We start from the raw sequence: 18,200 nt of genomic DNA, 5'->3' as shown, positions 1-18,200 counted from the left end.
GAAATATTCATTCCTAATATTCAAAAAAATGAAACTACATCTTAATAAAATCTTTAATACTAAACAAAAAAATATGACTTCAAAACAAATCGATCAACTCCTTAAAGACTATGAAAATGATATTTCAATAGATTGGCATAAAGCAATGGGAGACAGAAAAATCAATTTTAGAGAAACTTTAACCTATTCAGGGATGTGCGCTGAACGAATATGTAGAGCTGTTTATCTAAGAACTTACAAAAAGGATGCTGATGAAAAGACCGGAGCATATGAAATTACCAATCATTTCTATAAAGAGGGTATTATTGATGATTTGATGAAGTTACATTTAGTGACGGTAAGAAAACCCAGAAATATATCTGTACATCTTAGTAAGAAATATAACAAGGTTTTTGTTGATATAATTCGTGATCATTTAATGCAAATTATGATCTGGTATAAGTCACTTTCTGGAACTAAGCTTTATGGATTCAATATCAACAAGTATCAAAAAATGTTAAGTAGAAATCCAGTAGCAAGAACACTTTCTAGATTAAGAAACGATGGGGCAATGAGTCAGAAAAACTTTGAAAAATCCATTGCAAGTGATCGAATTATGACAATTCAACCGGAAGAAAAAATGGTCGTTGATATCCCTGTTTTTTCTAGTTTAATTATAGACGAATCTGGCTCCATGAGTAAAGAGAGAAACCAAGTTATAGAAGCTCATAAAGAGGCGCTAATTGCTATAAGAGGCAGTATGATTTGTAAAAAAGAATCTTTGTTTTTGGTTCAACATACCTTTAATTATACCAGCACCATGCTCAACTCTTTAAGCGTAGTAGACACAAACCAAAATGATAAAATTATTGCCTTAGATAAGTGTAATTATATTCCTAATGGAACAACTACCCTTTACGACACCCTCTATGAAGTGGTTACTATGTTACATATAGAAGCAGATTCTTTTAAAGCAACCGGTCGAAAGGCTCCTCAAATTGTCATTGGAGTTTTAACAGATGGTGAAGATACCGGTAGTGGATATAGTGCTGAAGATGTCAAAAAACTAATGAAAGATCTTTATGATAAAAGAGTTATTAAAAGCTCTGTAGTTATTGGTTGGGCTGATGGTAAAAACTTAATGGAAGGTCAGTTGGAATCCTTGAGAAAGAGTATTGGTTTTGAAAAATATATTTGCTTGGAAAAAGCAAATCCATCCGCCATTAGAGAAGCTTTTAAATTGTGGTCTCAATTTACAGTGGGGTAAAAAAATCCGATAGAGCAATTCTCTATCGGACAATCGTAAACAGTTAACTATGGTTTTTTTTCCAAACAATTCTAAGGAAGCCATTAACCTGTTTTGTAATAATGCTCTCCAATTTTTTTTCCCAATGATCATAAATAAATCTAGGATCATCAGGATGTATTTTACCTGAAAGAGTTGGTTTTACATAAACAGAAATAAAGTCAGTTCCTATTGAAATACGAACACCTAATTTTAATAAAGCTTTTACAAATTCATCCTTTGAACAATTAAGATTAGATTCTTTAAGATTCATAAGCTGAACCTTTGAAATAAATGTACACATGATTTAATTATTTTAATGTTTGAATAAATCTTAACATATTCTAAATATTTGTCAACCTGAATAACTTAAAAACAATTAATTAAAAATGAATATAACAATAGGTAATCTTATTTATAAACTGAAAGACCTTACTCCCTCTTTTTCTGGAAGAGAAGCAGATATTTACCTACTAAATGAAGGTTGTTTGAAGTATTTTACTGATGAAATCTTATCTAAAAAAATTAAGAAAGAAAAAGTCTTATTACTCTGTGATAAATACCAAGATCTTCAAGGTAAAGAAGGGTTTAGAAATATTGGATTACCCAAATATCCTGCATATAGTAAAGATAGCTTTATAGGTTTTAAAATGGAATTTTTTAAAAATTCTAAAACAATTACGGAATATAGATATTACATACTTCAAAAGGAGTATAAGAATATTGGCTTTAATGATAAAGCAGCTCATATAATCGTAAAGCAATTATTCAAAAGTTTACAACTTGTTCATACCCACAAAATTATCTTAGGAGATATTAACCCAGAAAATATCTTAATTAATAATTCTAGTTTTGAAAGCTTTATCATTGATGTGGATTCTGCCCACGTTGGTAATTATCCGTGTTTCCTAACAATGCCTGAGTATATATGTCCTTCTGTAGAAGCAATTGGTAAAAATTCCGATGACTCATATTCTTTTAGTACTTCCAGTGATATTTATTCACTATCGATTATCAGCTTTGAACTCTTTATTGGTGTTCATCCTTTTACACCACCAGTTGAACCTATTATAGATATGACTCAAGCTAAAAGAGAAGGTATCAGTTTCCTTAGTTTTCATCACAAAAAAAGCACTAAATATAAAGAGTACTTTTTAGAGAATAAGATGCTCTATACTTTGGTTTTTGAAAGGTTGGATCATGTTGAGAAAAATTACCCTGACTTATATCAATATTTTTTAGATGTATTATTTTATAAAAAAAGAACCTATTATGGTCATCAAATTTCCAAGAGGCCAATAAACAAAAAAAGAGTTCAACAAAAAAGCCATGGAATTCTTCCTATTCGAGGTTATACACCTAGTAAAGAAAAAGCAGATCCTTCAGAATTTGGTCTCTTTTTAAAACAATATAATATTAATTTAAATTCAATACTACAATGATAACATATTGGGAAAAAGCACCATTTACTTCTGCTTGTGGGTCGCTTCAAAAGAAAAAGTCCACTACTAATCTTCCCTTTTCTGTTGGAGGGATAACAAGACAAGGGTTTGATCATATTGATTATGGTATTTCAAATCAAGACTCAATCAATATCATTATCGAAAATAAATTAATAATCGGGGTTTTGTGTGATGGATGCACCAATAATCATCAAGACAATATAACTGGATTTTCCCAAAATCAAGTAGGTTCAAATTTATTATCACAAATGGTTGCAAATCTATGTTATGAAAACATGATTTCAAGAACAAATAGAAGAGTAAATCTTCGAGTATTCACAAAATGGCTTACACGAGAAACAAAACAAAGGCTTAAATCAATAACAAAATCAATTAAAGTTCAAGATTCTCAGAGACTCCCTTTTATTTGTAACACGCTTTTAACTACAATTACAGGGTTTATAATTCGGGAAAAAGAATATTTTATTTTTCATTATGGAGATGGTATTGCACAAGTTAATAATAAATACTTTGATTTATCTTCTGACTCTGGAAAGTATTTAACTTTTTTAGAAGATTCTCAAAAAACAAATAAGCCCTACTTCAAAATAATTTCTAAAGGACGTACTAAAGATTTAAAGCATCTTTATATTGCCTCTGATGGATTCCAAGAAGGAAAAATACTAAAACATTTCAGTTTTTATAACATACTTAACAAACCTGGAGACAAACCTGGTTTTATCGATTTTATCCCTGATTTTCACGCCAATGTCATGGAAAATTATTTTGATGAAGAAGAGATTGTAAAACTTTGGCCCTCAGACGACGCTAGTCTTTTGCTAGTTAGAAGAATAAAAAATCAATAATATGCTACAGTTTACCAAAGAGTATCAAGACCAAAATGGAGGGTTTCTTTACGCAATCAGTAAAAAAAGCACTCAATATTTAAAACAGATTTTACGAAATAAGGGAAGTCTTAAAAAACTACCTATCGATTTAAAAAAACTAGATAGAACTATTTCTCATACTCATCCGCACTTAGATGAATATTTTGCAGACCTCTTATTTAGAAGTTGCTTGCCAGATTACAAAATGGACATTGATTTCATGGAAATGAGTGTCCAATCACAAGATTATGATTCTACCTGTGAAGCCTATTGGCCAAATGCTGCTGTGATGGGTATAGGAGCGACATTGAATCACAAACCTAAATCTATGTATCTTTTTGATGAGCATGTTAAAAATGGAAAAGTAAAAGACCTCTCATGTAGTCAAATTGTTGCTGACCAAATTTTAAAACGATTCTTACCTAGATCTGTTTATAGTGTACTTAGAGAAGTAAACGAAATTGATGCTGCTGGAGGTGCACATACTCAGCACATAGGCAATATTATAAAGACAGCTCATAACGTTCGTTTTATGTTTAAAAGAGAAGAAGTTTATCACAATAACCTTCAAAACTGGTTGCCTCCACAATGGAAGAAAACGATTATGGATGCATCTATAGTAGCAATTATTTACTGTTTAGAAAATAATATTGACTTATTGATTAATTTTAAAGAAAGAGCAAATACACTCAAATTAAGTATGGAATATTACTTGGAACATTGCCCTTATCAAAAAGATACGATTTTTGAGGAAACTGTAAAATTTTTGAGAGCAACGTATCGAAATCAATCACCTACCTTTTTGAAGGCTACTCTCCCAATTTCCAAAAACAAAGATCAGTTAATGGTTTTAGGTAGAGTTTGTTACGCGCTGGAAATTTGCTGGGGAAAAGAAATTGCCAAAGTAATCATGATGAATTTTTGGGAGGTTATATATCAAGGACAAGCCATTTTCAAGGATTCTATGCTAGAGCTCAAAGCATTAAAAACTTTAAGTATTGACCAATCAATATATTCCAAATACGGAAGTTTTCAAAAACAAACTCTACGTCTTAAAAACATCAAAAGTCTTGATCATTCTATTAGAGATTTATGGATATTTTATACAGAGCCAACTCCTATGTTTGTTTTAGGGAACAGACCCTTAATGTACCTATTAAATCAACAAAACTCAGCTTATGGAATTATCTTTTTCAATGATAACTTTAATTTTAGAAAGGCTATTTTTTGCGGAAAAAATGTTCCTTATAAATTATGGAAAAGAGTAGTAGATCATCTGTGTAAAGAAGAACCTGAATATTGGCATAGAAGTTTTAAGTACAATACGGATATCTATGCTCCCTTTCTAATTAATGGAAATCCAGCACATGGCTATGTTCCTCAGAGTCAAATAGAGTTAAAAGATTTAGTAAAAATCATTCAAAAATTAGATATTTAAATACGAACTTGATTTTGACTTTTTAATCTCATAAAAATTTATTTAAAAAAAACTCCAACAAAAAATTTTGCTGGAGTTTCATACTATTTAATTTTTAACTTCTTTGGATTTTGTCTACTATCCCAAACTGTAAGTACTTCAATCGTAACATCAGTAATTCGATATACTAATTGAAAATGTTTTACAACACGAATCCGAATTCCATCGAATTCTGTTTGCATACCAGCTTCTGGAAAAATCGCTGTCAAGGTCATTACTTAATTAAAGAGGCTCTCTAATTTTTTAGGATAAGAAATCGACTTATTCTTACGAATCCAATATTCATAAATAGCGATTTTATCTTTTATTGCCCTGTAAGTCCACTTGATTTCTCTTGTAGACATTTTGAGATGATGTTTTTCGATTCCTGTTGACTGTAAATATTTCCACTATCGGCATCTTTTATTCCTTCTTCCACTAACTTTTTTTCAGCTGCAGAAAATTGATAAATTTGATCCATTTCAGATTCTGTAGATATTAGACTTAAAATACTATCTAAAATTTCAGGATTATTGATGGAATTTACCTTTTCTATAATTATTTCTTTAATACTCATAATCGTTGTGTTACGTTCAAATTTACATTTTTTTATTATTAACTACTTAAAAAAAGTATAACATTGGTGCTTATAGATTTAAATAAAAACTACTCCAAATAATAATGTGTCAACATGAGCGAAAAAGCATCAAAAAGCCCCATTTGGTAATGTTCTGCCATCCAAGGCAATCGTTTGTGAGGTGCTTTATCCTTCAACTCTGGATACCAATTTAAAACCACCATGGCAATTTCATATTTGGTTTTGGCTTCGAAAGATAAAAAAGTTTGTTTAATTTGAGAACGAGTATAGGTTTTCAGTTGTAAATTTTGAGCTCTAGCCAACTGTATAATCGCATCAATAATTCGCTTTTGTCTATTGGATATTTTTCGAGATTTATAATCTTGAAGCAGTACAATATGGGGTTTACAATATTCAAATAATTTTTTCACTTTTTTTAGATATTTATGATGTGAAATCGGCTGTACCTTTTTAATTCCAAAGTCTAATATCTCTTTGGGTCCCTCACAGATAACAAAACCGACACCAAAAGTATTTGGGTATAAAGCTAGTGTAATCCGCTGTTGTTTACTCACTTTTGTTGTCATAATCTTGTTCGTTAATATCTTGTAAGCAGCCAATATTGTTTAATACTTCATATAAGGCAAGAATTCTTTTTTGAAGTTTAGGAGTTGTGATTTCTTCTTCCAACTGTGTAATCAAAGAAGTGGTTTTGCTAGAAACTACATCGATCACTCCTAGCAGACTATATTTAAATAGTTTTTTCAATGGTGTTTTGGTAATTATATGATAGGCTATGATCACACGAGCAGGAGGCTGTTTCTTTCCCGTTTCATATTTAGACAGATTTGAGAAATCCATGTCTAAGAGATACGCCATATCTTGAAGGGTTAGATTTGCACTGCGACGTGCTTGTTTTAAATAATGGATGATATTCATAATTTGGATAAGAGGCATAGAGGTTAGTCTTCTATGTCTTTTAGTATACTAGCTCTGAAATTTATTATCTTGGAGTTATGCTTTTTGGTACCGGAGTACCAAAAAAAATCGCTCTCGCCCAAAATATGTTGACGAAGTGTGTATAAATTGAATCGACGTTTATGTCTCGGCTTTTTTTCGTTTTAATTTTAAAATATCCTGATATCGTTCTTTGTCAGTTTTTCGATGATAGGTACTTTTTGCTTTTGTGTTGTTTTCTTTTGTATGTGTTTGTTTTGTATACGATGGATAAGTACACATGGTATTTACCTTTTTTACACATCTTTGTTTTTTTAAAGCATTGAATACAGGAGCGTAAGCATAATAAACACGTTTCTTTCCTCTCCTGTCTTTTCCATGTCTTAATTCATTTTCATCATAATCTAACGCCACGATTAAATTTTTATAAACTAAAGAAGAAATTGCCATAGATATGGATTTATGGGTTAATCGTGTTCTTTTGGAAAAGAACGAAATACTAATCCAATCTTTGCGTTTGCGTTGCTTAGTTTTTAGATGTACCCATCCTAATGTCTGACGAATGACTACTAAAAGCACTTTTAATTGACTTTGGTTTAAGTTGGATAAGTGTTCATCGAAGATGTCATTGGGTACCTGTGTCGAATGATGATAATACTGCATATAAAAAAGTATCCTAAAGATACTTTGATTTTAAAAGTTTAGCTTTTTGGTAATTTACGTAACAAAATCATTCAATGGATGTTTAATGATTTGTGCTCGCAGATGCTCTGCAGTTGCAGAAAGGTAAATGGTGGTCGTTTTGATATCACTGTGTCCCATCATTTTAGAAAGACTATAAATATCACAACCTCCTTCTAACATTAAAGTAGCAAAGGTATGTCTCAATTTATGAATTGTAAACGAAATCCCGGAAGCTTCTTTTAACTTATTGGTGAGTAATTTCAACCCTGAATTGGTGAATCCTTGATTGAGATTACAACTGGTAAAAAATTCTGGGCAGGTTTTATAGTTTTTCTTTCGCTCCACGAGATAACGTTGCAAGCTCTTTGCTAAATTAGAGTTGATAGGAATGATTCGATCTTTGTTTCCTTTTCCCTTTCGAATAAAAATAGTGAAGTTTTCAAGATCCACATCAGTCATTTTTAGATGCAGTAATTCACTCTTACGAAGTCCAGCAAATAAGAATAAAGAGAAGATCGCGTGATTGCGATATTTTAAGTATTTCTTAGTATATGGGTAATTATACGCAATTTCTAACAAACGAAAAGCTTCCTCTTTTCTTATTTTTTTAGGGAGTGATTTCTCTAATTTTGGCAACTCAAAATCTTTTAGATAATTCGTCTCTAAGTAGTTATGTTTAACGCACCAACGAAAGAACACTATCAAGGTCATGTAATAGGTCCTGTAGGTGCTAATCTTCCATCTCTTGTCCTTTCTTCCGTATAAAAAGAAGGAATGTACCTTTTTCTCTGAAACATCGCTGATAAGGGCAATTTTGGAAGCCTTCGCGAAATATGAAATTTTCTCACGATATCGGTTTTCTGTTTCCTTTGACACGCCTCTCATATATTTGGCGTAATGGCAAAAGTCTTCTAGTAATAGTTCAATAGGCATAGCTGTGTGAATGTATCGATTACTTGTACAAGAGAATTTTTGAGTTGTCTAGAGACTTATATTTTAAGGACGTGGTCTAACAGCCCTATTTTTTAACCCCTGAATCTCTCTAAAACGTTGAGAAATAAGGGGATTTTGTACGCGTGCCAGGACTTGAACCTGGGACCTCGTCATTATCAGGAATGGTGTCCAATCTAAAATGGGCTATTTTATTGTGGTATAAGGGTTTTAGAAAAATTGGCTTCAAAAAAATATCTTTTTCATTGAACCCCGTCAGCATCACTTTTTTGTTTCTTTTGTACAAGAAATGGATACATCAATGAAATCATCTTTAAAATTGATGATTCTTAAATTTATAAATATATCGACTCACCAAGTTTAGCAAAATCAAGGAAATTGCACAAACATTTTTACAAAAGGCGATCAATATTTGAGCGTGCATCTTCTGTTTGAATGGATCGTAAATACCGTTCGGTCATTTGGGTCGTTGAATGTCCTAATAAGTTTTTAATACTGATAATGGTTGTGCCTTGGATAGCTAGATTACAAGCAAACGTATGGCGGAACTGATGTAAATGAAAATTCACTCCTGATAATCGTTTGTATTTTCTAACCCAATACTTCATTCCCTGTCGGGTTAAAGGTGTATTTCTTCTGACAGATACAAATAAATACTCAGAGGTAATATTTTTTGAAGCTCTTGTTTTAAGATAAAACTTTAAGGCGCTTTGCAAAGAATAATGAAGTGGGATATGCCTGCTTTTTTTAGACTTAGAGGTCTGGCTATTGATGAATAAAGTTTTTTGCGTAAAATCTACATCCTGAACTCGAAGCCCTATTAACTCTCCTTTACGAACTCCTGAATATTGAAGCGTTTTAACAATTGCTAAGTCTCTTTTAAGCTGCTCATCATTCTCCATGTTATGAAGTGCTATAGCCCCTATAATTTTAGAGACTTGAGCATTACTTAATGCTTTTGCATCATTGTATCTAGGATTAGGAGGTTTGATGATTTTGGTGGTTAAAGAATCTTTTTCAATGATATCATTTATTTCTAACCAATTGAAAAACACATTGAGTTTGTTGAAATAAGTCCTTATCGTAGATACTTTAATTTCCATATCATTTTTTTTCGCTCTTTTTCCAAGTCTTTTAAAAAACTCATGCACTAAATAGGGATGTAAGTCCAAAGGTGTTTTAATTTCAGGCATTACTTTTAGAAAGTTTTTCATCACATCTCTGTAACTATTCATCGTATGTGAGCTCAATCTTTTTGTGTATTCACATTCCGAGAGATATTGGTCAAAACAATCATTAATATTGCTAGTGGATGTTAACATATCTCTATCTAATCAAATCCATCTCAAAATTCTAGTCCTGCTTTTTGGTATAAAGAAAAAATACCAATTGGCATTACTCCAAAAAAGAAAAGGTTTGATTAGAATGATGTTTATGACACAATTTTTTCATCCCTATATTTCTTATTTTGCAAAAGCCGATTTTCGCAATCAAAAAGATGTTTTTGGCATTTATCAGCAGGATCGCTATGTGGGAATGTATTTATTAGGTAAGACAGGTAGTGGGAAAACGAACGTTTTAGAAATATTAATTCATCAGGATATTATGCATTCTAGAGGGCTGGCACTCTTTGATGTGAGTGGCGATTTGGTCAAAAAAGTGTATCAAAGTCTTCCCAAAATCCGTCAAAAAGAGTGTGTGTATTTGGATACCTCCAATCCAAATCTCACTTGGGGTTATAACCCCCTTCGAAGAGTCGCTTATCAGCATCGACATTTGATTGCTTCTCATATGATTGAGACCTTTCAAAAAATTTGGGGACAGCAGGCCTGGGGAATCAAATTAGAATTTATCCTCAGAAATGTGTTTTTAAGCCTACTTGATCAGCCAAAAGCTACGTTTTCAGATGTCACTCGACTGCTTGTTGATGAAGCATTTCGAAACCAATGCCAACAATATATTGTGTCCAAAGAAGTCAAACAATTCTGGAGTCATCAATACTCCAAATATTCGAAAACAGATATTCTACCTGTTTTAAATAAAATTGGAAGCTTTCTGGCTATTCCAATGGTTAAAAAAATATTGGTTGACAATACCCAACAACTCTCTATTCAATCGATTATCGATACTGAAAAAATCTTCTTGATAAACTTATCCAAAGGTACATTGGGAGCTGATTCTGCCCATTTATTAGGTTCTTTGTTGTTAAATTCTTTGTCTGCAGCTGGTTTTCATCGCTCTTTAATTGAGGAAGAAAGCCGAAAACCTTTCTTTATTTATTTGGACGAGTTTCACAATTTTACGACGCTATCCCTTGTCAATATGTTTGCGGAGCTTCGAAAATTTAAAATAGGATTTATCGTTGCACACCAGTATTTGAATCAACTTCCAGTAAAAATTAAAGAAGCAGTTTTAGGGAATATCGGAACCATTATTTGCTTTAGAATTTCCTATGCAGATGCCAAGTATATGGCACAAGAATTCTATCCTATTTTCTCTGCCAATGATTTTATTGGATTAGAAAATTATCATATTTATTTAAAATTGATGATCAACGGAAAACCTTCTCAGGCTTTTTCTGCCAAGACCATCACTAAAAATTGGTTTGATGCACCAAAAGGCTGAACTCTACTCTTTTTCTTATTCCAGCATACTAGTCTTAAAGCAATGTCACTGACTTTTTTTTAAAGAAAGATCAGCGATATAAAACGAACCTTAAAATTAATATGTATGAAAACAAATGCACTTTCTCTTGAATTTATGAATCCTTATGAAGTTGAAATCCACTACAAACGTCCTTTATTTTCTTCTATGCAAAAAATAGCTTCTTCATTAGAGGCAACTACAGTTTTAAGAAATTATACTGATGAGAATGTGTTGGATGTTAAGGAATTCTTTTGGACAATTTTTCTTTCCAGAGCTAATAAAATCTTAGGAATTTCTACGAATGCTAGTGGCACTATTTCAGGAGTCATCGTCAATTACCGAGAGATTATTCAATTAACCTTGTTATCCAATGCTTCTCATATCATTGTAGCGCATAACCATCCTTCTGGAGTCTTACAACCCTCTAAGGATGACAAGAGAATCACTGAAATACTTCAAAAAGGATTGAGTTTATTTGATGCCAAACTTCTGGATCATTTGATTTTGACCTCTGAATCCTATTATTCCTTTGCTGACCAAGGAAACCTATAGTTTCCAATGAAACCTTTGAAAATTACGAATTCACTTCGGTGCAATTCGTAATTCTTATTTATCAACTTTTTGCTTACCAAACTATTTATGTCCAAAACCCCTATTTCCTATTATGGAGGAAAACAAAATATGGTATCTACCATACTTCCCTTAATCCCCAAACACCGAATCTATACAGAAGCCTTTTTTGGTGGTGGAGCTATCTTCTTTGCTAAAGAAAAAAGCGAAGCCGAAACCATCAATGATATTAACAATATGGTGATTAACTTTTATGAGGTTGTTAAAACTGATTTCAATTCGTTAAAAGCAAAAGTAGAGGCTACATTGTTTTCAAGAGCGAGTTATAAAGTGGCTTTGGTGATCTATAAAATGCCTCATTTATTTAACAAATTACAGCAGGCCTGGGCTTTCTATATAGGCACTAATATGGGGTTCTCCTGTCAAATTGGTTCATGGGGTTACGATAAATATAGCAAACAAGTTCTCAAAATGAACAATAAAAAGATTCGCTTTGATACTGAAATTTATAAACGTTTAGAGCATACCCAAATTGAACATAATGATGCCAACAAGGTCATTAAAAGTAGAGATGCTATCGATGCTTTCCATTATGTAGATCCTCCGTATTTTAATTCTTGTCAATCTTTTTATAGTGGTTATACAAAGGAAGATTATACCAAACTTTTAGAAACTTTATCCCATATCAAAGGTAAATTTCTACTGAGTGGCTACCCTTCCGAATTATTAGCTTCTTATACCCAAAAAAATGGATGGCACACCTTACGTTTTGACAAACCACTTGCCGCTCAAAAAGGGGTCAAAGGAAAACCACGCAAACGGAAAACAGAAGTTTTAACCGCCAACTATCCGATATGATTCATTTTAGAAAGAAGAAAAAAGAGCATAGAAAAAATAAGCAGGAAACAAGACTAAAAAGAAAGAAAGCACATCATTCAAAAAAGAAGAAACCCTTAAGGGTTGTGGAATTATTTGCAGGGGTGGGTGGATTTAGGATTGCTTTGGAAGGCTATCCTAAAAAGAAAGATGCTCCTTTTGAAGTGGTTTGGAGCAATCAATTTGAACCCCGAACCAAGAAACAACACGCCAATATTGTTTATAAGAATCGATGGCCAAATGCAAATCATTCTGAAATGGATATTGAAGAACTTGTTGCTCATCAAATGGATGTTATTCCTGATCATGATGTATTGGTAGGTGGCTTCCCTTGTCAAGATTTCTCAATTGCCAATCGTTCGCATAATAATGGCATCGAAGGTAAAAAAGGAAAACTCTGGTGGGCTATCAATAGCATTCTAGAGGAAAAAAGACCTGCTTATATTTTATTAGAAAATGTAAATCGCCTGCTGTGTTCTCCTTCGAAACAAAAAGGACGTGACTTTTCTTTAATTCTCTATTGCTTAAATAAGCTAGGCTATGCTGTGGAATGGAGAGTCATCAATGCTGCGGATTATGGATTCCCACAAAGAAGACGTCGGGTATTTATATATGGGTTTCATCAAAAAACAAAGTTGTTCCATACCCTAAAAAATGCAGACCCAAAAGCTTGGTTACTCCAAGAAGGATTGGCTGCAAAAGCGTTTCCAGTGGTTCAAGATAGCTTACTTAAAACTGAAAAACTCTTTGATAGCAAAGAGACCCTAATAAAGGCTTTTAAAAATCAAGAAGTCGCTTTTGAAAAAGCTGGGCTGATGGTCGAGGGTCGTCATTATTCAATTAAAGTTAAACCTGTCTATGCAAAAAAGAGTTAATACGCTAGGAGATATCCTACTTCCCGTTTCTGAAATTCCTGAATCCTTTTTTATTCAACCCAAAGACCTTCCCAAATGGAAAAGGGTTAAGGGTGCAAAAGCCATTCCTCGAATCAGCAAAAAAACAGGTAAACCTTATACCTATCGTGAGGGAAACGTTGCCTTCCCTGATCCTACTGACAAGCCCTCTAGAACGATTTTAACCCGTGAAGGAGGAAACTATATTACTAGAGAAAAACATGCCATATATCAAAATAAACGGTATCGAAGATTACACCCCATAGAACTGGAACGCTTAAATGGGTTTCCTGACAACTTTACGCTTTGTGAGGGCATTACAGATACGCAACGTGCCTTCTTTATGGGCAATGCCTTAGTGGTTGGAGCAGTGGAGTGTTTGGCAGCGCAACTGGCTGTGTTTAGGGAGTAATCATCCCTTTTAGTATTAACAGTCTGTATCAACTTAAATCATAAACGGAATATAAATCGGTGCAATTTGCACCACTAAAACTAAATAAGTATGAAGAAAATTATTAAAAAAACAGTCAATCTAGATTTGATTGGTGTAAACGGAAATGCTTTTGTGATCATGGGCGTATTTCGAAGACAAGCTCGCAAAGAGTGGTGGACGCAACAAGAAATTAACCTTGTGATAGAGGAAGCTAAAAGTAGTGATTACAATTACTTATTAGCGACTATTGAGAATCATTGTGAACCTAAAGATGATGAACTATGACCCTTCGAGAACTCAAAAGAATCAGTTTTTATTTAGAAGCGTTAGCAGATGTTTTGTTTGATGAAAATCATAGCATTATTCAACCTAAAGTTGTTGAAAGTTTAACTCGGGAGGAACTAATTAACATAGCTTTCTTTCTGTATCAAACCGATTGGACAATAGCACGTTTAGAATTAAAGACGGATCAAGAGCTATTAGCCATTATTGGAGACGACATTGGAGTTTTATTATATATAAGCGCCATGCTTCATAGAAAGACAATAGAAGTGCTTTCTTTTTCTAAAACGGAAATAGATTTCTTTTTTAGCACCAAAGGAAATCCTATCCATTATTTAGCAAATAAAGAAACTGAATTATGGGATGGATATGACCGAACTAATTTTAGAAGTTTACTCTCCAAAGCAGGTCTTATTCGCAAAGTCTTTGGGGTGTATCCTTCTTCTATTCGTGAGGCTGAACTCTACCAATCAATTTCCCTTCCTTTGGCGTGTTTTGACACGCTTGAAGAAGCTAATCGAACACTTTCAAATATTGCAGTGACTGAAAAATTAAATGTAATAGACTTGGTCGTTTATCAAGTCTGGATTAAAAATTGAATATAAACCGTGTCTTAAAGACGCACTAAATCTAAATAGTATGGAACAATTAAATGCCGTGGATGTACTTATTGAAAACATCTCAACAGATCAAGTGCTTTTACCTGTCGTAGAAGCGAAAATTGAAGAAGTGAAAGCCGAAAAACAAGTGTTGGTAAATCGCTTAAAAGAGTATCAAAAAGACCTTGCTGTATTGCTGAAGTATGCAACTGAAGCACAACAGGAAAAGATTAAAAAGCTTGGTTTTAAAATCTCTGACGAACAGCGTGGTTTAAACACCATTGCCACAACTGCTTTTGATCTTATAGTCAAAGCTAAAGACCATCAATTGACCAACCAACAGTGGTATGATGAATATGTCGCTTCTTTAAAAAATGGAGAATCGCCTGTTTCGTATGCTTCCTTTAATGTGAAGTGTCGTTCGTTGTTTAATACACAGAAAGTACTTCGAAAAAAAGCGGGTGATCCTAAATCTTCTCATGAGGATATCATTTCTTTAAATGGTCGTGTGACTGCTACAAAGAAGAAATAATCATGGATGTCAAAAACTTTTATTTGGACATCTTCTCTTCTCAAGAGAAAGCGATTCATCATTGTCTATGGCTCAACTTTAAATACCGAATTGCGAACATTAAATTTGGTGTGATTCACGGGCCTGATAATGATTGGGCTGTGGTGGAAGAGGCGACGGCTATAGAAATGGAGACGACCTTTTTGGATATCTTACCTGAAAATTATAGTGAGATGACCTATGATGAAATTCGTATTTTACATATGGATAAGGAACCTTTGCCTCATTTTGAGGAGCTTCTAGGAGAAATTGCAACCATAGATGGCGAGATCCTTCGAATGATTTTATTTTATAAAATTTCACTTGAAAAGCTAATTCGCTTTGAATTGGCTTCTCGTGGGTATGATCAAAATCATCGTTGGTGTGGGTTTAAAAAATCGTATGAGATTTGGTTGGAATGAGTAACTTATAGCAAGTACGTATTGTAATCAAAGAATCACATCAATGTTATTTGAAAGATTTTTTTGAAGAATATATGAATTTTCAAAATTATTTGAATTGGGTAAGTTATTTGACGAACAGCATACTATAATTTCTGTAACCTTTTTAAAGAAGAAAACGGCTGTTATTGTATATGCGATGAAAATTTAATACGTTTAAACACTCATTGATTTGAGTGTTTTTTTAATCCAAATTTTAAAAAAAAACAATGCTAATATTTTCTATTTTAGCTTCTGAAAAAGCTATGAGAAAATGTACAAAAGAAATTATCACCCTTTGATAATTCTACTTTATGCAAGTGGAATGTTAGATACGAAACAACTTTGTGAGTTGCCCAAAACCACAAAATACAATTGGAATCAGTTCAAGCACCAAAATTATTATGGAAATGAGTGGGTTTCTTCTTACATCAAACAATTTGATGATATAAAAGATGTTTTTGCTTCTGCTTTTCTCTACAAATCTTTGCGGTTTCTTGTTGAAACTAGAAAAGGATATCTAAATATGTTGCAGGAATTTTCTTATAACAAACAACTCTTGAAATTACACGCTGATAATATTATTACTTCGATTGAGAAGATGAAATCTTTGGCAAATGTGAATGTAAAAACGGCTTGTAAATATTATGGTATTTCTAAAGATTGGTATTACCATCAAAAAAGAAAACTGGTTTGCGGAATTAGTCCTTTTCAAAAATGTTATCGACAACATCCAAATCAATTAGCTGTGAATGAAATTTCTGCAATTGAAAATTTGGTGATAGATCCTGCCAATTTTGGTAAAACAAAAGTGACCTTATATTATCACGCTTTGAGAAATGGTTTGGTATTTTGTAGCAAATCTACATTTAATAAATATGCTTCTGCTTTAGGATATATCAAAGCAAAACGATTTAAATACCCAAGTCAAAAAGGATTTAGAGCTTCTCGTGTTTTTGAGTGGTTGCACGTCGATATTACAAATGTAAATACGCTAGAAGATGGGATGCAAAAAGTAGCTTTTGTGAAAGATAATTTTTCTAAAGGGATTTTACATTATAGCTCTACTAATAGAAAAGCTGGAAGTGAGTTTATCAAAAACCTTTTTGCTGAAACTTTTACAAAGTTTGGTTTGTTAAATGCTATAAAACCAATTAACATATTATCTGATGGTGGAAGTGAAAACAAAGGAGAACTCTTATCTTGGGTTCAAAATATTCAAGCACCACCAGTTGTTACCAAAATAACAGCACAAACCAAAGACTTCCCTTTTTCTAACTCGATGTCAGAGAGTACTCACAGTATTTATAAAACAGAATTTCTTAACGGAAAATATTCTTTGAATGAAAAAACGCATTTAAAAGATTTAGATTGTTTTGTTGAATATTATAATCATCGTAGATATCCAACTGATTTATTTTGATTAACACCTTTTGAGGTTGTAAATGGTAAAATTCCTGATAAAAATCATTTTAAAGAGAAAATACAAGACGCTAGAAAAAATAGAGTAGAAGCCAATCAACAATTTAATGATTGTAAAATTATTATTGGATGTAATTCTTGAAAAAGATAATTATTGAGCAAAATCTAAAATCTTTTTAACGAACAAAACAAATTTTCTTGGGTTTTTAAAAATAAAAAAGGATATTCGTTTTATGAATATCCTTCTTACGACTATGATTAATTTAATTTTCCTAAAACCCTATTATTACTGATAATTCCAATGTTGGAACCCTTTTGTCGTGGTTTAAAATAGCGAGTGTGGAGCACATCAATTTTGGTCAGTTGGAGCTACCCTGCCTCATAGCAATACTAAAATACAAAAAGCTATACTTTTCAGCATAGCTTTTTGTTATTATTATTTTTGACGGTACTAGCAAATGCTAGCACTAGCGTGTACTGTTATACTAGCGCCATCAGGGGTAAACCTATTTCAGGACAAGACACACTACCTTATCCACCAATTGTAATACATAAATTTGGAACTTTATAGAAACCTTCTTCTGTTTTAATTACGATATCTGATAAAATTAATATATCTTCTTTAATTAAGCTACTTAACACTTTCAAAATATCGTTATCAAATCTAGTTGAAAAATATTCTTTAAAAAACAATACATTTTTATTCCTAATCAAAATAAAATCATAAGAAATCTCTGTATGATTTGGATTGAAATATAAATTAGGATGATCCATAGTGATTTTTAAACCACGAGCTTTTTTATAAAGCACTTTTTTATCTTGATCTATAGGGGCTATTATCTCTGCTTTTAACGGAATATCTACTACTATCATACTCTTTTCAGAAACAACATTATCAAATCTATCATAGATGATTATTTTAAGTGGACCTATTAAATTAGGTGTCAAAATTAAATTACATAAATCTTTCGTAAAATTGGCGTTATCAACTTCAATTTTTAAATCAGAACAATCAATTCCTTTATTATATATGTCTATAGAATTTGGCAAGCCTAAAAAGAGATATTTATGTGAAGATATATTTACTTCAACTTGTTGGCAATATCCTCGATTACCAAAAAAAATTAATAGTATAAAAATAAAATATTTCATCATTATTCAATTATAAATAGTTCGATATCAGGATTAACCTCTAATGCATTGTTAATAAAGTCCTGAAGTCCCTGATTTAGTACACTAATATCGTTTGCAGTCATTCTTCTTCTAGCTAA

At 32.4% G+C, this 18,200-nt stretch carries 23 protein-coding genes and 1 pseudogene; 14 read left to right on the top strand and 10 right to left on the bottom strand.

Features of this window, described 5'->3' with window-relative positions:
- Positions 1-28 precede the first annotated feature (28 nt).
- Positions 29-1,246, top strand: a complete 1,218-nt coding sequence (locus ACTG3V_RS07085) for a hypothetical protein (RefSeq protein WP_439131453.1) — start codon at positions 29-31, stop codon at positions 1,244-1,246.
- A gap of 43 nt (positions 1,247-1,289) precedes the next feature.
- On the opposite strand, the gene ACTG3V_RS07080 is transcribed toward ACTG3V_RS07085, so the two are convergent.
- Entirely contained in the window at positions 1,290-1,538 is a 249-nt protein-coding gene (locus tag ACTG3V_RS07080; protein WP_439131451.1) for a hypothetical protein, read from the bottom strand.
- Between the two features lie 115 nt (positions 1,539-1,653).
- Here ACTG3V_RS07080 and ACTG3V_RS07075 point away from each other — a divergent pair, with 115 nt between their 5' ends.
- The 3 genes from ACTG3V_RS07075 to ACTG3V_RS07065 are packed head-to-tail and all read left to right on the top strand — an operon-like array spanning position 1,654 to position 5,031.
- On the top strand, positions 1,654-2,706 hold the full coding sequence (locus ACTG3V_RS07075) for a protein kinase domain-containing protein (RefSeq protein ID WP_439131450.1): 1,053 nt from the start codon (positions 1,654-1,656) through the stop codon (positions 2,704-2,706).
- A complete protein-coding gene (locus ACTG3V_RS07070; RefSeq protein WP_439131449.1) occupies positions 2,703-3,572 on the top strand; it encodes a protein phosphatase 2C domain-containing protein in 870 nt (289 codons plus the stop codon). Before ACTG3V_RS07075 ends, ACTG3V_RS07070 begins: the two co-directional genes overlap by 4 nt.
- Position 3,573: 1 nt before the next feature.
- Positions 3,574-5,031, top strand: coding sequence for a hypothetical protein (locus ACTG3V_RS07065; protein ID WP_439131448.1), 1,458 nt, complete (start codon positions 3,574-3,576; stop codon positions 5,029-5,031).
- 83 nt (positions 5,032-5,114) lie between these two features.
- Here the strand turns inward: ACTG3V_RS07065 and ACTG3V_RS07060 are convergent, their stop codons facing one another.
- The 8 genes and pseudogenes from ACTG3V_RS07060 to ACTG3V_RS07025 form a co-directional block, all read right to left on the bottom strand.
- Positions 5,115-5,285: a type II toxin-antitoxin system RelE/ParE family toxin gene (locus ACTG3V_RS07060; protein WP_439131447.1), complete on the bottom strand. Its 171-nt coding sequence runs from the start codon at positions 5,283-5,285 to the stop codon at positions 5,115-5,117.
- Between the two features lie 89 nt (positions 5,286-5,374).
- On the bottom strand, positions 5,375-5,626 hold the full coding sequence (locus ACTG3V_RS07055; protein ID WP_439131446.1) for a hypothetical protein: 252 nt from the start codon (positions 5,624-5,626) through the stop codon (positions 5,375-5,377).
- Between the two features lie 89 nt (positions 5,627-5,715).
- Positions 5,716-6,201 (bottom strand): hypothetical protein, encoded by a 486-nt coding sequence (locus ACTG3V_RS07050; RefSeq protein ID WP_439131445.1) that lies wholly within the window; start codon positions 6,199-6,201, stop codon positions 5,716-5,718.
- Positions 6,194-6,565: a helix-turn-helix domain-containing protein gene (locus ACTG3V_RS07045; RefSeq protein ID WP_439131444.1), complete on the bottom strand. Its 372-nt coding sequence runs from the start codon at positions 6,563-6,565 to the stop codon at positions 6,194-6,196. Before ACTG3V_RS07045 ends, ACTG3V_RS07050 begins: the two co-directional genes overlap by 8 nt.
- Before the next feature lie 159 nt (positions 6,566-6,724).
- Entirely contained in the window at positions 6,725-7,246 is a 522-nt protein-coding gene (locus ACTG3V_RS07040; protein WP_439131443.1) for a replication protein, read from the bottom strand.
- A gap of 54 nt (positions 7,247-7,300) precedes the next feature.
- The gene (locus ACTG3V_RS07035) at positions 7,301-7,903 is read right to left on the bottom strand and encodes a tyrosine-type recombinase/integrase (protein WP_439131499.1); all 603 of its coding nucleotides are present in this window, start codon (positions 7,901-7,903) and stop codon (positions 7,301-7,303) included.
- Positions 7,904-7,945: 42 nt separating this feature from the next.
- Positions 7,946-8,200, bottom strand: a pseudogene (locus tag ACTG3V_RS07030) (phage integrase N-terminal SAM-like domain-containing protein); the annotation flags it as partial.
- Positions 8,201-8,610: 410 nt separating this feature from the next.
- A complete protein-coding gene (locus ACTG3V_RS07025) occupies positions 8,611-9,432 on the bottom strand; it encodes a tyrosine-type recombinase/integrase (protein ID WP_439131442.1) in 822 nt (273 codons plus the stop codon).
- Positions 9,433-9,607: 175 nt separating this feature from the next.
- On the opposite strand from ACTG3V_RS07025, the gene ACTG3V_RS07020 reads away from it, so the two are divergent.
- The 10 genes from ACTG3V_RS07020 to ACTG3V_RS06975 all read left to right on the top strand — a co-directional run bounded on the left by ACTG3V_RS07020 (position 9,608) and on the right by ACTG3V_RS06975 (position 16,930).
- Positions 9,608-10,843: a type IV secretory system conjugative DNA transfer family protein gene (locus tag ACTG3V_RS07020; RefSeq protein WP_439131441.1), complete on the top strand. Its 1,236-nt coding sequence runs from the start codon at positions 9,608-9,610 to the stop codon at positions 10,841-10,843.
- A 105-nt stretch (positions 10,844-10,948) separates the two neighbouring features.
- Positions 10,949-11,416, top strand: a complete 468-nt coding sequence (locus ACTG3V_RS07015) for a JAB domain-containing protein (protein WP_439131440.1) — start codon at positions 10,949-10,951, stop codon at positions 11,414-11,416.
- 87 nt (positions 11,417-11,503) lie between these two features.
- A complete protein-coding gene (locus ACTG3V_RS07010; protein WP_439131439.1) occupies positions 11,504-12,292 on the top strand; it encodes a DNA adenine methylase in 789 nt (262 codons plus the stop codon).
- The gene (locus tag ACTG3V_RS07005; protein ID WP_439131438.1) at positions 12,289-13,185 is read left to right on the top strand and encodes a DNA cytosine methyltransferase; all 897 of its coding nucleotides are present in this window, start codon (positions 12,289-12,291) and stop codon (positions 13,183-13,185) included. The genes ACTG3V_RS07010 and ACTG3V_RS07005 overlap by 4 nt, the downstream gene beginning before the upstream one ends.
- Entirely contained in the window at positions 13,169-13,615 is a 447-nt protein-coding gene (locus ACTG3V_RS07000) for a DNA cytosine methyltransferase (protein ID WP_439131437.1), read from the top strand. Before ACTG3V_RS07005 ends, ACTG3V_RS07000 begins: the two co-directional genes overlap by 17 nt.
- Before the next feature lie 90 nt (positions 13,616-13,705).
- Positions 13,706-13,921: a hypothetical protein gene (locus ACTG3V_RS06995; RefSeq protein ID WP_439131436.1), complete on the top strand. Its 216-nt coding sequence runs from the start codon at positions 13,706-13,708 to the stop codon at positions 13,919-13,921.
- Positions 13,918-14,517, top strand: a complete 600-nt coding sequence (locus ACTG3V_RS06990; RefSeq protein WP_439131435.1) for a hypothetical protein — start codon at positions 13,918-13,920, stop codon at positions 14,515-14,517. Before ACTG3V_RS06995 ends, ACTG3V_RS06990 begins: the two co-directional genes overlap by 4 nt.
- Before the next feature lie 40 nt (positions 14,518-14,557).
- Positions 14,558-15,049 (top strand): hypothetical protein, encoded by a 492-nt coding sequence (locus ACTG3V_RS06985; protein WP_439131433.1) that lies wholly within the window; start codon positions 14,558-14,560, stop codon positions 15,047-15,049.
- A 2-nt stretch (positions 15,050-15,051) separates the two neighbouring features.
- Complete coding sequence (locus ACTG3V_RS06980) at positions 15,052-15,489, top strand: hypothetical protein (protein ID WP_439131432.1); 438 nt, start codon at positions 15,052-15,054, stop codon at positions 15,487-15,489.
- Positions 15,490-15,781: 292 nt separating this feature from the next.
- Positions 15,782-16,930 carry a hypothetical protein gene (locus ACTG3V_RS06975; RefSeq protein ID WP_439131431.1) on the top strand — a complete coding sequence of 383 codons (1,149 nt, stop codon included), beginning with the start codon at positions 15,782-15,784 and terminating at the stop codon, positions 16,928-16,930.
- A gap of 530 nt (positions 16,931-17,460) precedes the next feature.
- Here the strand turns inward: ACTG3V_RS06975 and ACTG3V_RS06970 are convergent.
- A complete protein-coding gene (locus ACTG3V_RS06970) occupies positions 17,461-18,081 on the bottom strand; it encodes a hypothetical protein (RefSeq protein WP_439131430.1) in 621 nt (206 codons plus the stop codon).
- Between the last annotated feature and the right edge of the window lie 119 nt (positions 18,082-18,200).

Source organism: Polaribacter sp. (assembly GCF_965660385.1).
Taxonomy (GTDB): Bacteria; Bacteroidota; Bacteroidia; order Flavobacteriales; family Flavobacteriaceae; genus Polaribacter.
The sequence above is the reverse complement of the archived record's forward strand: the minus strand, read 5'-3'. Positions and strand labels throughout refer to the sequence as shown.

Coding starts and splice junctions, on each gene's coding strand:
- ACTG3V_RS07085 (WP_439131453.1), top strand. CDS start 29: ATGAAACTACATCTTAATAAAATCTTTAATACTAAACAAAAAAATATG.
- ACTG3V_RS07000 (WP_439131437.1), top strand. CDS start 13,169: ATGCAAAAAAGAGTTAATACGCTAGGAGATATCCTACTTCCCGTTTCT.
- ACTG3V_RS07040 (WP_439131443.1), bottom strand. CDS start 7,246: ATGCAGTATTATCATCATTCGACACAGGTACCCAATGACATCTTCGAT.
- ACTG3V_RS07015 (WP_439131440.1), top strand. CDS start 10,949: ATGAAAACAAATGCACTTTCTCTTGAATTTATGAATCCTTATGAAGTT.
- ACTG3V_RS07005 (WP_439131438.1), top strand. CDS start 12,289: ATGATTCATTTTAGAAAGAAGAAAAAAGAGCATAGAAAAAATAAGCAG.
- ACTG3V_RS07060 (WP_439131447.1), bottom strand. CDS start 5,285: ATGACCTTGACAGCGATTTTTCCAGAAGCTGGTATGCAAACAGAATTC.
- ACTG3V_RS06970 (WP_439131430.1), bottom strand. CDS start 18,081: ATGAAATATTTTATTTTTATACTATTAATTTTTTTTGGTAATCGAGGA.
- ACTG3V_RS07065 (WP_439131448.1), top strand. CDS start 3,574: ATGCTACAGTTTACCAAAGAGTATCAAGACCAAAATGGAGGGTTTCTT.
- ACTG3V_RS06980 (WP_439131432.1), top strand. CDS start 15,052: ATGGATGTCAAAAACTTTTATTTGGACATCTTCTCTTCTCAAGAGAAA.
- ACTG3V_RS06995 (WP_439131436.1), top strand. CDS start 13,706: ATGAAGAAAATTATTAAAAAAACAGTCAATCTAGATTTGATTGGTGTA.
- ACTG3V_RS07070 (WP_439131449.1), top strand. CDS start 2,703: ATGATAACATATTGGGAAAAAGCACCATTTACTTCTGCTTGTGGGTCG.
- ACTG3V_RS07010 (WP_439131439.1), top strand. CDS start 11,504: ATGTCCAAAACCCCTATTTCCTATTATGGAGGAAAACAAAATATGGTA.
- ACTG3V_RS07080 (WP_439131451.1), bottom strand. CDS start 1,538: ATGAATCTTAAAGAATCTAATCTTAATTGTTCAAAGGATGAATTTGTA.
- ACTG3V_RS07025 (WP_439131442.1), bottom strand. CDS start 9,432: ATGAAAAACTTTCTAAAAGTAATGCCTGAAATTAAAACACCTTTGGAC.
- ACTG3V_RS06990 (WP_439131435.1), top strand. CDS start 13,918: ATGACCCTTCGAGAACTCAAAAGAATCAGTTTTTATTTAGAAGCGTTA.
- ACTG3V_RS07075 (WP_439131450.1), top strand. CDS start 1,654: ATGAATATAACAATAGGTAATCTTATTTATAAACTGAAAGACCTTACT.
- ACTG3V_RS06975 (WP_439131431.1), top strand. CDS start 15,782: ATGTACAAAAGAAATTATCACCCTTTGATAATTCTACTTTATGCAAGT.
- ACTG3V_RS07045 (WP_439131444.1), bottom strand. CDS start 6,565: ATGAATATCATCCATTATTTAAAACAAGCACGTCGCAGTGCAAATCTA.
- ACTG3V_RS06985 (WP_439131433.1), top strand. CDS start 14,558: ATGGAACAATTAAATGCCGTGGATGTACTTATTGAAAACATCTCAACA.
- ACTG3V_RS07055 (WP_439131446.1), bottom strand. CDS start 5,626: ATGAGTATTAAAGAAATAATTATAGAAAAGGTAAATTCCATCAATAAT.